Origin of the sequence: Micromonospora sp. BQ11, from assembly GCF_052068135.1 — a bacterium.
Classification (GTDB): Bacteria; Actinomycetota; Actinomycetes; order Mycobacteriales; family Micromonosporaceae; genus Micromonospora.
Map to the genome: position 1 here is coordinate 204,694 of NZ_JBQHDB010000002.1, position 12,912 is coordinate 217,605.

A 12,912-nucleotide genomic window follows, 5' to 3' on the forward strand; every position below is an offset into this window, starting at 1 on the left:
GCCGCTGACCGCCCCGCCCACCTCCGCAACGCCGTCCTCGGCGTGTCGCGGGTGAAAGGAAGGGCCCCCGCTTAACGCCTGCGGTAGAGGAAGGGCCCCCGCTTAACGCCGCCGCCGCGACGCTGGCGGGCAGCGCGCGACGTCGGCGGGCAGCGCTACGGCGCCGGCGCGAGGTCGCGACGGCGCCGTAGCGGGTAGCTCAGCCGACGTTGGCGAGGAACTCGCTGTAGAAGAGGCCCAGCGCGATGGCGACACCGATGCCCGCGATGATCCAGAAGCGCACCACGATGTTGACCTCGCTCCAGCCGGCGAGCTCGAAGTGGTGCTGCAGGGGGGACATCCGGAACACCCGCTTGCCGGTGGTCTTGAACGAGATGATCTGGATGACCACCGACATCGTGATGATCACGAAGAGCCCGCCGATGATCGGCAGCAGCATGATCGTCCGGGTGGACATCGCCATGCCGGCGATCAGACCGCCCAGGCCCAGCGCGCCGGTGTCGCCCATGAAGATCCGCGCCGGCGACGTGTTCCACCAGAGGAATCCGACACAGGCCCCGGCCGCGGCCCCGGCGATCAACGCGATCTCCAGCGGATCCCGGACCGTGTAGCAGTACGCCTCGGTGTAGTTCGGGTCGGCGCACCAGTGCCGGTACTGCCAGAACGCGATCAGCGCGTACGCGGCGAGCACCATCACCGAGGCGCCCGTGGCGAGCCCGTCGAGGCCGTCGGTGAGGTTGACGCCGTTGGTCGCCGCCATCACCACGAAGATGAAGACGATGACCGCACCGACCTTGGTCAGCTCCAGCACCGGGATGTCCCGGATGAAGCTCAGCGTCGTGCTGCCGACGGTCTCGGTGTTGGTCGCCTGCCCCTGGGCGTCGGTCATGCTGCTCGGGAAGTAGAGCGCGACCACGCCGAAGACGGCGCCGACCAGGATCTGGCCGAGCAGCTTGGCCCGCGCGTTCAGGCCCCCGCTGTGCCGCTTGCGGACCTTCAGGAAGTCGTCGATGAACCCGACCGCCCCGGAGAAGACCATCAGGCCCAGCAGCACCAGCGCCGTGACGGTCGGCTCGACCTGGGCGATCTGCGCATCCGGCAGGGTGGTCAGGGCGAGGTGGCCGGCGACGTACGCGATGACGGTGGCCAGGATGAAGACCACGCCGCCCATCGTCGGCGTGCCCTTCTTGCCTTGGTGCATCTGCGGGCCCTCGGCCCGGATCGGCTGACCGGCCTTGAGCCGGGTGAAGACCTTGATCGCGATCGGGGTGCACAGCAGCGAGACCAGGAAGGCCACCCCGACGGCGACGATGACCGCCCTCACGCGACGTTCCCTCCGGCCGCCACGCCCGTGTTCCCGGCGGCGGCGTCGGCGCGCAACGCGTCGACCACCTCCCAGGTGCGGTACCGGGAGCCCTTCACCAGGACGACGTCGCCCGGCCGTAGTTCGTCCCGCAGCACCTCGACGGCCGCCGCCTGATCGGTGAGCAGCACCGACTCTCCTCCCCAGTCACCTACCGATGTCGCGCCCTCGTGGATCGGCGCCGCCGGCTCGCCCACCACGAGCAGCCGGTCGACACCCAGCTCGGCCGCGAGCTGGCCGACCTCCACGTGTCCCTCATGTTCGTACGGGCCCAGCTCGGCCATGTAGCCGAGCACCGCGACGGTACGCCGGTCCTGCCCGATGCCGGCCAGCGCCCGGAGCGCGACCGCCATCGAGGCGGGGTTGGCGTTGTACGAGTCGTCGATCACCGTCACGCCGTCGGCGCGTTCGAACACGTCCATCCGGCGGGTGGAGACCAGCCCCATCTCGCCCAGCGCGACGGCCAGCTCGGTGAGCGGCATGCCCAGCTCCCGGGCCACCGCGGCGGCCGCGAGGGAGTTGGAGACCTGGTGCCGACCGGTCAGCCCGAGCCGCACCGGCGCCGTCCCCTCGGGCGTCACCAGCGTGTACGACGACCGACCCCGCTCGTCGGTGGTGACGTCCTCGGCGCGGATGTCGGCGTCGGCCGCCTCGCCGTACCGGACGACGCGAGCGTGGGTCCGGGCGGCCATCGCGGCGACCAGCGGATCGTCGGCGTTGAGGACGGCCAGGCCGTCGGACGGCAGCGCCTCGACCAGCTCGCCCTTGGCCAGCGCGATGGTCTCCCGCGAGCCGAACTCGCCGATGTGCGCCACCCCGACGTTGAGCACCACGGAGATCCGCGGAGGCACCACGTCGCAGAGGTACCGCACATGGCCGACGCCGCGCGCACCCTTCTCCATGACCAGGTAGCGGGTCTCCGGGCCGGCCTGCAACGCCGTCCACGGGTGGCCCAGCTCGTTGTTGAACGACCCGGGCGGCGCGACGGTCGGGCCGAGCCGGGCGGCGAGCTGGGCGATCAAATCCTTGGTGGTGGTCTTGCCGGACGAGCCGGTCAGGCCGATCACGGTCAGGCCGGGCAACCGGTCCACCACCGCCCGGGCGAGCCGGCCCATCGCGGCGAGCGCGTCGTCGACCAGCACCATCGGTACGCCGGGCACCTCCCGGGTGCCGAGCACGGCCACCGCGCCGGAGGAGACCGCCGTGGCGGCGAAGTCGTGCCCGTCGGCCTTCTCGCCTCCGAACGCGACGAACAGCGCGCCCGGGCCGACGCGGCGGGAGTCGAACTCGACCGACCCGGTGACCCGCGCGTCGGGATCGGCGGCGACCAGCCGCCCGTCCACCGCCGTGGCCACCTCGGCCAGGCTCAGCGGGATCACCGGGCACCCTCCGGGTCGCCGAAGCGGGCACGCAGCGCGGCGGCCAGCTCGGTGCGGTCGTCGAACGGGTGCACCTGCCCGGCGACCTCCTGGCCCTGCTCGTGCCCCTTGCCGAGCACCGCGACGACGTCGCCCGGGGCGGCCAGCCGGACCGCCTCGGCGATCGCCGCCCGCCGGCCGTCCACCTCGAGGATCCGGGCGGGTGCCTCGGTGCCGTACGCACCGGCGAGCACCTCGGCGCGGATCGCCGCCGGGTCCTCCGTACGCGGGTTGTCGTCGGTCACCAGCACCACGTCGGCCCCTTCCGCCGCTGCCGCGCCCATCAGCGGGCGCTTGCCCCGGTCCCGGTCGCCACCGGCGCCGATCACGCAGATCAGCCGGCCCGGGCTGAACTCGCGCAGCGCCGCCAGCACCGCCACCACGGCGTCGGTCTTGTGCGCGTAGTCCACGACGCCCCGCACCGGACCGGGAGCGTCGACGAGTTCCAACCGGCCGGGCACTCCGCCGCAGGCCGACACCCCGGCCACGGCGGTCTTCGGGTCGACTCCGGCGGCCACCAGGACGGCGACGGCGAGCAGGGCGTTGGCCACGTTGTGCCGGCCGGGCAGCGCGACGCCGGCCGGCAGGGTCAGCCCGTCCGGGCCGTGCAGGGTGAAGCGCTGGGCGTACCCCTCGCCGCCGACCTCGTCGGCCCACCAGGTGGCGGCGGGGTCGCCGGCCGCCGAGTAGGTCACGGTCGCGGGCTTGCGCAGCGGCCCGAGCGCCGGGTCGTCGTGGTTGAGCACCTCCACCGCGCAGCGCCCGTCGAAGAGCTTCGCCTTCGCGGCGAAGTAGTCGGCGGAGTCCGCGTGGAAGTCGAGGTGGTCGGAGCCGAAGTTGGTGTAGCCGCCGACGGTGAAGCGGACGCCGCCGACCCGCCCCATCGCGAGGGCGTGGCTGGAGACCTCCATGACCACCGCGGTCACCCCGCGCTCGCGCGCGGCGGCGAGCATGGCGTGCAGGTCCGTCGCCTCGGGCGTGGTGCGGACGCTGTCGATCACGAGGTCGCCGAGACGGGTCTCCACGGTGCCGATCAGCCCGGTGGTGTGTCCGGCGGCGCGCAGGCCGGACTCGACGAGGTAGGCGGTGGAGGTCTTGCCGGCGGTGCCGGTCACCCCGATCACCGTGAGGTCGCCGGTGGGGTCGCCGTAGACGGCGGAGGCGAGGGTCCCGAGGACCGCGCGCGGGTCGTCGACCACCAGGGCGGGCAGGCCGGCCGCCCGTACCGCCGAGGCGCCCGCCAGGTCGGTCAGGGCAGCCACCGCGCCGGACGCGGCCGCGCCGGACGCGAACTCCGCGCCGTGCCGGTTGGCGCCCGGGAGGGCCGCGTACAGGTCGCCGGGGCGGACCTCCTGGCTGGCGTGGGTCACCCCGGTCACCACCAGCTCGGCGGCGCTCTCCGGGGGCTCGGTGGCGAGCCGGGCGGCGAGGTCGCCGAGGCGGACACCGCTCACGGTACGAGGACGAGGATTGCCGGACACGGCGTCAGACCCTACCCGGTCGTCCGGTTCGCGCCGAACAGCCGCCCCGGTGGTTCGTCCGCACCTACCGATCATGTCCCGCCGGCCCCGGTCAGCGCGGAAAGACCTCGAACTTCGGCGGGGCGGCGCTCGACGGCGGCACCCGGTAGTGACGCAGCGTGAACTGCATCATCTCCCGGAACGCGGGCGCGGCGATGTCGCCGCCCCCGCCCCCGGGGGTGTGCGCGAAGACCGCGATCACGTACCGGGGCTTCTCCGCCGGGGCCATGCCGATGAACGACGCTACCTCGCCCGGCTGCTTCTGCCCGTCGACCAGCCGCCAGCCCGTGCCGGTCTTGCCGGCGACCCGGTAGCCGGGGATCGCCGCGGCGAGCCCGGTGGCGTCGTCGACGGTGGTGACCGCCTCCAGGATCGTCCGCAGCTCGGCGGCGGTGTCCGGGCTGAGCACGGACCGGGTCTTCGGGGGCTCCGGCTTCGTCCGCTTCCCGTCCGGCCCGATCACCTCCTTGACCAGGTGCGGCTGGATGTACCGCCCGTCGTTGGCGATGGTGGCGTACGCGGCGGCCATCTGCAGCGGGGTGGCGTCGACGCTGTGCCCGATCGGCACCGACCCGTACGCCGAGTCGCTCCACTCCTCGGCGGGCAGCAGCCGGCCGCTCGCCTCGCCGGGAATCCCGACCCCGGTCGGCTCGCCCAGTCCGAACCGCTTCTGGTAGTCGATGAGCCGGTCGGGGCCGAGCCGGTCGGCGATGGCGATGGTGCCGACGTTGGAGGAGTACGCCATCATCCCGGGCAGGCTCATCCGCCGGCCGTCGGCCGGGTGGCTGTCGGAGAACGGGTAGCCGCCCCGGACGACGCTGTTCGGCACCGGGAGCGTGGTGTCCTTCGTGATCACGCCCTCCTGGAGGGCGGCGCCGAAGGTGATCGCCTTGTGCACCGAGCCGGGGTCGACCACGAAGCTGGTGGCCGCGTCCTCCCGGTCGGTCGGCTCGCTCGGGAACGGTTTGGCGGCGTTGTAGGTGGGATGACTGGCCTGGGCCAGCACCTCGCCGGTGGCCACGTCGATCGCGATCGCCGTCCCGGTGCTGCCCTGCACCTGCGCCATCCGCCGTCCCAGGATCACCTGCACCATGTACTGGAGGTCCCGGTCGATGGTGAGTCGCAGGGAGCTGCCCGGCTTGGCCTTCGTCGTCACGCTGTAGCCGCCGGGGATCGGCGCGGCCAGGTCACCGAGGCCGACCTCGTACGTCCGTTCGCCGTCCACGCCGGCCAGCAGCTCGTCGTAGCGGGCCTCCAGCCCCTCCAGACCGACCATGTCCGGGCTGGTGAAGCCGATCAGGTTCGCGGCGAGGTCACCGCCGGGCACCTCCCGCCGCTCGTCGCGGTGGGTGTTGATGCCGGGCAGCTCCAACGCCATGACCTTCCGGGCCTGCGCGACGTCGACACCCCGGGCGAGGTACTCGAACTGCGACGCCTTGCCGTCGGGCCGCTTGCGCGGCTTCATCCGCTCGGCCAGCTCCGAGGCGGGGATGCCGAGCAGCGGCGACAGCGCCCTCGCCGTGGACGACACGTCCGTGACCTGGGTGGGGTCGGCGTAGACGTAGCGCGCCTCGACGCTGTGCGCCAGGGCGGCGCCGGACTGGTCGTAGATGGCGCCGCGCGGCGCCGGCAGGGTCACCGTCCGGAGGCGGTCCGACAGGCCCGCGTCGGCGTACGCCGGAGTCTCCACGGCCTGGAGCGCGACGAGTCGGATGCCGATGACGGCGAACAGCGCCAGGGTCAACACGGTCCCGAGCCGCATCCGGCGGCGCGGGTCGGCCAGTCGCGGCGGCTTCGGCGGCTTGCGCGATCCACGCCGCGCGGTCGGCCGTTCGGGCCGGCGCGTGGTTCGCGGCGCCGGGCGGCGGCGCGGCGGTGACAGCTCGTCGGTGCCCGGGGTGCGGGCCTGGACGGTACGGACCACGCCGCCACGGGCCGGCGCCTGGTCCCGCCGTCCGGTCCGGGTGCCGGCGGCCGCCCGGCCGCCGTCGAGCACCTGGAGGGCGGGCCGGAACGGGTCGCCGGAGCGGGTGCTGCGGGGGGTACGCCGCTGCTCGTTGCGGGCCGGCGGCTCGTCCCGGCCGCCGCCCTCGCGGATGGTCCGTCCGCGCGGGGTGTACGCGCGCGCGTCGGAGATGCCGCCGACCCCCGGCTCACCGGAGCGCGGTTCCCGACCCCGGTCACTTCCGGCACGGGACGAGCCGCGCCGGGAGCCCGTAGGGTCCCGGCGCGGCTCGTCCGATCTCGGCGGCACCGCTCAGCCTCCCGCGCCCTGCTGGCTGGTGACCGACGGCTGCCCGCTGGCGGGCTGCGGCACACCGATCGTCTTGCCGTCCGGCAGGCGGATGTACGCCGGGTCGCCCGACTCGACCAGGCCCAGCTTGCGCGCCTCCGCGGCCAGGTTGCCCGGCGCCTCGTGATCCGCGATCTGCTTGTTCAGCTGCTGCTGCTCCAGGTCGAGCTTGGCCTGCTGCTGCTGGAGCTTCTCCAGCCGGAAGGCGTTCTCGTTGATCTTCGTGTTGACGAGCAGGATGCCGAGCACCCCACCGACCACGAGCGTCACGATCAGCGCCGCGAACGGCGCCCGCGGCACCGACACCGGCGCCGGCGGTGCGACCCGCAGCCGCGGCTGCCGCGCCGGGGCGGCGACCCGCTCGGCCGGCCGCAGTGCGGCGCTGCCCTGGGTCGGGAACTCGCGCGCCCCCCGGGCGCGAGTCTCCCCCTGCCGGTCCGCCCGGTCCGCCCGCGGCGTACCCGTGCCGACGCGCGTGGCCCGCTCCGCCGCGATCCGGCCCCCCGACCGCGGTGTGCGCTGCCCGCCGCCGGTCACGTCCCGGCGGTCGCGCTTGTCAATCGTCATGTCCCTCCCCCTCTTCGTCCGTCCCTGTCCCGTCCCCGGGTGTCGGGTGTGGATCTTTACCAGTCCCCCCCGACACCGTCCCCGGTTGGTGCATCGCCTTGACCCGTCGGCGGTACCGTTCGCGGTCGGTCCGCCCCTGCTCGCGTGCCTCCGGGTCAAGCCGTTCCGCTGCCCGCAGCCGCACCGAAGCGGCACGCGGGTTAGCGGCGACCTCCGCCTCCCCGGGCAGCTCGGCGCCCCGGCTGAGCAGCCGGAACGTCGGGCCGGACCCGGGCAGCTCGACCGGGAGGTCGACCGGGCCCTTACTGCGGACCCGGTCGGCCAGCGCCGCCTTGGTGAGCCGGTCCTCCAGCGAGTGGTAGGACAGGACCACCATGCGGCCCCCCACGGTGAGTGTGTCCAGCGCGGCTGGCAGCGCCGTCTCCAGCGCTGCCAGCTCCTTGTTTACCTCGATCCGTAAAGCCTGAAACGTTCTCTTTGCGGGGTGTCCCCCGGTTCGTCGGGCCGGTGCCGGAATCGACTCGCGGACCAGTTCCGCGAGCCGCGCCGAGGAGGTGATTCGGCCCCGCTCACGCTCCCGGATGATCGCCGAGGCGATCTTCCCGGCGAACTTCTCCTCGCCGTACACCCGCAGCACCCGCGCCAGGTCCGGGTGCGCGTAGGTGTTGACCACCTCCTCGGCGGTCACCCCCCGGGTCTGGTCCATCCGCATGTCCAGCGGGGCGTCCTGCGCGTACGCGAACCCGCGGTCGGGTGCGTCGAGTTGGAGCGAGGAGACACCCAGGTCGAACAGGATGCCGTCGATGCGCGGATAGCCCAGCCGGTCGAGCACCTCCGGGAGCTCGTCGTAGACGGCGTGCTCCAGGTGGATCCGATCGGCGAACGGTGCGAGCCGGGCCCGCGCGTGCGCCAGGGCCTCGGTGTCCCGGTCGAGCCCGACGAGAACGGTGTCCGGGTGCCCCCGCAGCACCGCCTCGGCGTGCCCGCCCAGGCCCAGCGTCGCGTCGACGTGCACCGTGCGTCCGCCCCGGTCCAGCGCGGGGGCCAGCAGCTCGAGACACCGCTCGAGCAACACCGGCACGTGCGTGCCGCGCAGCTCCCCCATGTCGACCCCCACTGGTTGAATCCCTGTTTCCTTGTCGCGCCTGTCGTCGGACGACGCCGTACCGTCGTACCGCCAGATCCCCATCCGCTCCCCGCCCGAACTCCCGGCCACGGCCGGAGGAGGTCGGATCGCGCGCCTGGCACCGGGGAAGGGGTGCCAGGAACTCGAAAGCGGCTGGAGATCTCGCAGTACGTCGGGCGCCGTCACGCCCTACAGACCGCCGGGCAGCACCCCCTCCTCGATGTCGGCGAAGTCGTCTTCGCTCTCGGCGAGGTAGGTCTCCCAGGCGGCCTTGTCCCAGATCTCCACCCGGGTGCTCGCGCCGATGACCACCAGGTCACGGTCGAGGGCCGCGTACGTCCGCAGGTGGGCCGGGATGGTCACCCGGCCCTGCTTGTCCGGCACCTCGTCGTGCGCGCTGGCGAAGAAGACCCGGCTGTAGGCCCGGGCCGCCTTGTGCGTCATCGGCTGCGCGCGTAGCTGCTCCGCGATCCGCTGGAACTCGGGCGTCGGAAAGACGTAGAGGCAGCGGTCCTGCCCTTTGGTGATCACGACACCCCCCGCCAGCTCGTCCCGGAACTTCGCCGGAAGGATCAACCGGCCCTTGTCGTCGAGACGCGGAGTGTGGGTGCCGAGGAACATCGGCCCAACCCCCTCGCCCCTGAGCGGCGTTCGCGGCGCCGCTGACCCCCCGGGCCGGTGGGCCCTCCCGGCCTCACCATTGGGCCCCACTCTACTCCACTTCCCTCCACCTGCAACCGGAATCGCCCGCGTGGCGCGCCCGATGCGCGCCCAAAACAGCACGTCAGGCGGGGTGGAGCGGAGTGGAGGGGCGCGGCGGCGCGGCGCGCGTCCGCTTTCCGACATAGATCAACTCCGTCCGGCCGATCCCGCTCCGACCACGTGTCGTCCGGCACCCGGCCGAACGGATCGCCGTCGGCCGCGATCTGGGGGGCACGCTGGTCCGGTAACCTCGCTCGCGTGACGGACGCGAAGATGCCCCTGCGGGCGAAGGTGGCCAGTTCGGTATCGCGGACCGCCGCGGCGCTGTCCCGAGCCGCCGGCCGGGGCGACGGCTCGGTGATCGGCGGCTGGATCGGCCTGAAGATCGACCCGGACCTGCTCGCCCACCTGTCGGCCGGGCGGGCCATCGCTCTGGTCTCGGGCACCAACGGCAAGACCACGACCACACGGCTGACCGCCGCCGCCGTCGGCGTCCTCGGTCGGGTCGCCACCAACTCCTTCGGCGCCAACATGCCCACCGGCCACACCTCCGCGCTGGCCAAGGCCGGCAGCACCCCGTACGCGGTGCTGGAGGTCGACGAGCACTACCTCGCCCAGGTGCTGGAGGCCACCGAGCCCCACGTGGTGGCGCTGCTCAACCTCTCCCGCGACCAGCTCGACCGGGCCAAGGAGGTCGCCATGATGGCGCAGCTCTGGCGCGCCGCGCTGGTCCGGCACACCGACGTCCGCGTCGTCGCCAACGCCGACGACCCGATGGTCGTGTGGGCGGCCACCCCGCCGCCCAACCACGACCACCGCATCACCCCGCCGCACGTCACCTGGTTCAGCGCCGGCCAGCGCTGGCACGACGACTCGTGGGTCTGCCCCGAGTGCGGCTCGACCATCCAGCGCAACGGCGAGCAGTGGTGGTGCACCGGCTGTCCGCTGCGCCGGCCCGAGCCGCACTGGACCGTCGAGGACGACGGCGTGGTCGACCCGACCGGCGCCTGGCACAAGGTCAAGCTCCAGCTCCCCGGCAAGGTCAACGTCGGCAACGCCGCGACGGCGCTGGCCGTCGCCGCCGAGTTCGGCGTACGCCCGGTCGACGCGGTGCTCCAGCTCGGCAGCGTCACCTCCGTCGCCGGCCGGTACGCACAGGTCGACCGGGACGGGCGCAACATCCGGCTGCTGCTGGCGAAGAACCCGGCCAGCTGGCTGGAGGCGTTCGACATGGCCGACGAGGCGCCGACCCTGCTCTCCATCAACGCGCGGGACCCCGACGGTCTGGACACCTCCTGGCTCTTCGACGTCGACTTCGCCCCGCTACGCGGTCGGCAGGTGCTGATCACCGGCGACCGGGCGTACGACCTCGCGGTGCGCCTCGACGTCAACGGCGTGCCGTTCCAGCACGTACGGACGTTCGACGAGGCCGTCCAGGCGGCGCCGCCGGGCCGGCTGGAGGTCATCGCGAACTACACCGCGTTCCAGGACATCCGAGCGGAGTTGGACCGTGTCAACTGAGAGCCTGCGCATCGTCTGGGTCTACCCCGACCTGCTGTCCACGTACGGCGACCGGGGCAACGCGCTGATCCTCGCCCGCCGGGCACAGCAGCGCGGGATGCCGGTGGAGGTGCTGGAGGTCCGCTCCGACCAGCGGCTCCCGGCCACCGCCGACATCTACCTGATCGGCGGCGGCGAGGACGGCCCGCAGGCGCTCGGTGCGCAGCGGCTGCTCGCCGACGGCGGCCTGCACCGCGCGGTCGCGCAGGGCTCGGTGGTGTTCGGCGTGTGCGCCGGCTACCAGTTGCTCGGCACCTCCTTCTTCGCCAAGGGCACCAGGTGCGCGGGTCTCGAGCTGCTGGACCTGTCCTCCGACCGCGGCCCCACCCGGGCGGTCGGCGAGCTGGCCGGCGACGTGGACCCGCGCCTGGGCATCCCGCCGCTGTCCGGGTTCGAGAACCACGGCGGCCGCACCCACCTCGGTCCGGGCGTCGCCCCCCTGGCCCGGGTCACCGCCGGTGTCGGCAACGACGGCGCCACCGAGGGGGCGTGGCGGGGCAAGATGCTCGGCACGTACTCCCACGGGCCGGCGCTGGCCCGCAACCCGGCCCTGGCCGACCTGCTCCTGCGCTGGGCCACCGGCGTGCACCAGTTGCCGCCGCTCGACGACACCTGGTCCGACCGGCTCCGTGCCGAGCGCCGCGCCGCGGTGGCCTCCGCCGCCAGGCCGTGATCCCCGCCGTCCGGCGGTTCCGGCGGGAACCGTCGGCCGTCCGGCGGCTGCTGCGGGAGCCGCCCGCGCTCCGGTTCGCCCTGCTGCTGCTCCTGCTCGCGGTCCTCACGCCGGTCGCGCTGCTCGCGCCGCGGCCGGACCTGGAGGACCTGCCGGGGCACGCCGACCGGCTCGGCGCGTACGCCCCGGCGACGGCGATCGTCGGCGGGGCGGTGCTGCTGGTCGCACTCGTTCCCCGGACCTTCGTCACCCTCGCCTCCGGTGCGCTGTTCGGCGCACTGGAGGGTGCCGCGTACGCCCTCGGGGCCGCGTTCCTGGCGGCGTCGATCGGCTTCGCGGTCGGCCGGCTGCTCGGCCGGGAGTTCGTGGCCGAGCGCGTCCGCGGCCGGCTCGCCCGGCTGGACGGCTGGTTCGCCCGGCAGAGCGTCCTCGGGGTGATCACCGTACGGCTGCTGCCAATCGCCGGCTTCGGCCTGGTCAGCTACGGCTACGGCACCACCGGCGCCCGGGTGCTGCCGTTCCTCGCCGGCAGCGTGATCGCCTCCGCCCCCACCGCGTTCGGCTACGCCGCCGTCGGTGCCGCGGTCACCTCGCCGGGCGACGTGAACTGGTTCGCCGCCGCGCCGGCCGGGCTCGGGCTGATCGCCAGTGCGGTGCTGGTCCGTCGCTGGTGGCTTGCCGAACGCCGGCGCCGCACCGGACCGACGTGACGCCGGCCGAGGAGCGCCTGCCGGGCGGATTCGTCACCGAGGTGGTCCGGGTGGGCGACACGGTCCGGCGTACACCCGGCGGGAACACCGAGCGGGTCGCGGCGTTGCTGCACCACCTGGACCGGGTGGGCGCGGACGTCGCGCCCCGCCACCTCGGGTACGACGAGCGGGGCCGTGAGGTGCTCGGCCACGTCGACGGCCGGGTTCCCTGGCGGGACCGGGAGGACGCGGTCTTCTTCGCCGACCCGGCGCTGGCCCGCCTGGCCGCGTTGATCCGGCGGCTGCACGACGCGTGCGCGGGTACGCCGCTGGCCGGGGACGCGGAGACGGTCTGCCACCACGACCTGTCCCCGAAGAACACGGTGTACCGGGACTTCCCCGCCGGGCCGCTGCCCGTGGCGTTCCTGGACTGGGACCTCGCCGGCCCGGGCCGGCGGATCGAGGACGTGGCGTTCGCGGCGTGGCACTGGGCGGCGCTGGGGCCGGGCGCCGACCCGGCCGAGCTGGGCCGCCGGGCGCGGCTGCTCTGCGACGCCTACGACGCGGCCGGCGGCGCGACGGGCGGCGCGACCGGCGGCCCATCGGGCGACGCGGGTGGCGACGCATCGGGCGACGCGGGTGGCGACGCGGGCGGTGGCGCGGGCGGTGGCGGCGGTGGCGCATCGGGCGGCGCGGACGGCGGGGAGGCGTCCGCTCCGCTCCCCCGCGCGGAGCTGGTCGACGTGATGCTCGCCCAACTGGACCGCACCTGGCGGGGCATCGAGTCCGGCGCCGCTCGCGGGGAAGCCGCGATGCGGCGGCTACGCGCGGCGGGCGTACCGCCGATGATCCACGCCTGGCACGACTGGCTGGCAACGCACCGCACCCCAATCGACGCCGCCCTGCACTCCCACCCCGACCGCTGCGACGCTGATCCGGGCACACTTTCGCGGAAGTAGTGGCTATCCGGGCCCCGATGGCCACTATTTCCGTGAAACTGC

At 74.0% G+C, this 12,912-nt stretch carries 11 protein-coding genes; 4 read left to right on the forward strand and 7 right to left on the reverse strand.

Annotated features, from left to right (window positions below; genetic code table 11):
• Positions 1 to 199 precede the first annotated feature (199 nt).
• The 7 genes from mraY to mraZ form a co-directional block, all read right to left on the reverse strand.
• Positions 200 to 1,324, reverse strand: a complete 1,125-nt coding sequence (gene mraY, locus ACTMSW_RS04925; RefSeq protein ID WP_441179222.1) for a phospho-N-acetylmuramoyl-pentapeptide-transferase — start codon at positions 1,322 to 1,324, stop codon at positions 200 to 202.
• Positions 1,321 to 2,742, reverse strand: coding sequence for a UDP-N-acetylmuramoyl-tripeptide--D-alanyl-D-alanine ligase (locus tag ACTMSW_RS04930; RefSeq protein ID WP_441179223.1), 1,422 nt, complete (start codon positions 2,740 to 2,742; stop codon positions 1,321 to 1,323). Before ACTMSW_RS04930 ends, mraY begins: the two co-directional genes overlap by 4 nt.
• Positions 2,739 to 4,235, reverse strand: coding sequence for a UDP-N-acetylmuramoyl-L-alanyl-D-glutamate--2,6-diaminopimelate ligase (locus ACTMSW_RS04935; RefSeq protein WP_441179224.1), 1,497 nt, complete (start codon positions 4,233 to 4,235; stop codon positions 2,739 to 2,741). Before ACTMSW_RS04935 ends, ACTMSW_RS04930 begins: the two co-directional genes overlap by 4 nt.
• Positions 4,236 to 4,353: 118 nt before the next feature.
• The gene (locus ACTMSW_RS04940) at positions 4,354 to 6,555 is read right to left on the reverse strand and encodes a peptidoglycan D,D-transpeptidase FtsI family protein (protein WP_441179225.1); all 2,202 of its coding nucleotides are present in this window, start codon (positions 6,553 to 6,555) and stop codon (positions 4,354 to 4,356) included.
• A gap of 3 nt (positions 6,556 to 6,558) precedes the next feature.
• Positions 6,559 to 7,161 carry a hypothetical protein gene (locus tag ACTMSW_RS04945; RefSeq protein WP_441179226.1) on the reverse strand — a complete coding sequence of 201 codons (603 nt, stop codon included), beginning with the start codon at positions 7,159 to 7,161 and terminating at the stop codon, positions 6,559 to 6,561.
• Positions 7,151 to 8,266 (reverse strand): 16S rRNA (cytosine(1402)-N(4))-methyltransferase RsmH, encoded by a 1,116-nt coding sequence (gene rsmH / locus ACTMSW_RS04950; RefSeq protein WP_441179669.1) that lies wholly within the window; start codon positions 8,264 to 8,266, stop codon positions 7,151 to 7,153. The genes ACTMSW_RS04945 and rsmH overlap by 11 nt, the downstream gene beginning before the upstream one ends.
• A 210-nt stretch (positions 8,267 to 8,476) precedes the next feature.
• Positions 8,477 to 8,908 carry a division/cell wall cluster transcriptional repressor MraZ gene (mraZ, locus tag ACTMSW_RS04955; protein ID WP_441179227.1) on the reverse strand — a complete coding sequence of 144 codons (432 nt, stop codon included), beginning with the start codon at positions 8,906 to 8,908 and terminating at the stop codon, positions 8,477 to 8,479.
• Between the two features lie 354 nt (positions 8,909 to 9,262).
• On the opposite strand from mraZ, the gene ACTMSW_RS04960 reads away from it, so the two are divergent.
• Genes ACTMSW_RS04960 through ACTMSW_RS04975 form a run of 4 tightly spaced genes read left to right on the forward strand, consistent with a single transcriptional unit; the run spans position 9,263 to position 12,870 of the window.
• Entirely contained in the window at positions 9,263 to 10,510 is a 1,248-nt protein-coding gene (locus ACTMSW_RS04960; protein ID WP_441179670.1) for a MurT ligase domain-containing protein, read from the forward strand.
• On the forward strand, positions 10,500 to 11,222 hold the full coding sequence (locus ACTMSW_RS04965; protein WP_441179228.1) for a type 1 glutamine amidotransferase: 723 nt from the start codon (positions 10,500 to 10,502) through the stop codon (positions 11,220 to 11,222). Before ACTMSW_RS04960 ends, ACTMSW_RS04965 begins: the two co-directional genes overlap by 11 nt.
• Entirely contained in the window at positions 11,219 to 11,932 is a 714-nt protein-coding gene (locus ACTMSW_RS04970; protein ID WP_441179229.1) for a TVP38/TMEM64 family protein, read from the forward strand. The genes ACTMSW_RS04965 and ACTMSW_RS04970 overlap by 4 nt, the downstream gene beginning before the upstream one ends.
• Positions 11,929 to 12,870 (forward strand): phosphotransferase, encoded by a 942-nt coding sequence (locus ACTMSW_RS04975; RefSeq protein ID WP_441179230.1) that lies wholly within the window; start codon positions 11,929 to 11,931, stop codon positions 12,868 to 12,870. The genes ACTMSW_RS04970 and ACTMSW_RS04975 overlap by 4 nt, the downstream gene beginning before the upstream one ends.
• The last annotated feature ends 42 nt before the right edge of the window (positions 12,871 to 12,912 follow it).

Coding starts and splice junctions, on each gene's coding strand:
- rsmH (WP_441179669.1), bottom strand. CDS start 8,266: ATGGGGGAGCTGCGCGGCACGCACGTGCCGGTGTTGCTCGAGCGGTGT.
- ACTMSW_RS04945 (WP_441179226.1), bottom strand. CDS start 7,161: ATGACGATTGACAAGCGCGACCGCCGGGACGTGACCGGCGGCGGGCAG.
- ACTMSW_RS04960 (WP_441179670.1), top strand. CDS start 9,263: ATGCCCCTGCGGGCGAAGGTGGCCAGTTCGGTATCGCGGACCGCCGCG.
- mraZ (WP_441179227.1), bottom strand. CDS start 8,908: ATGTTCCTCGGCACCCACACTCCGCGTCTCGACGACAAGGGCCGGTTG.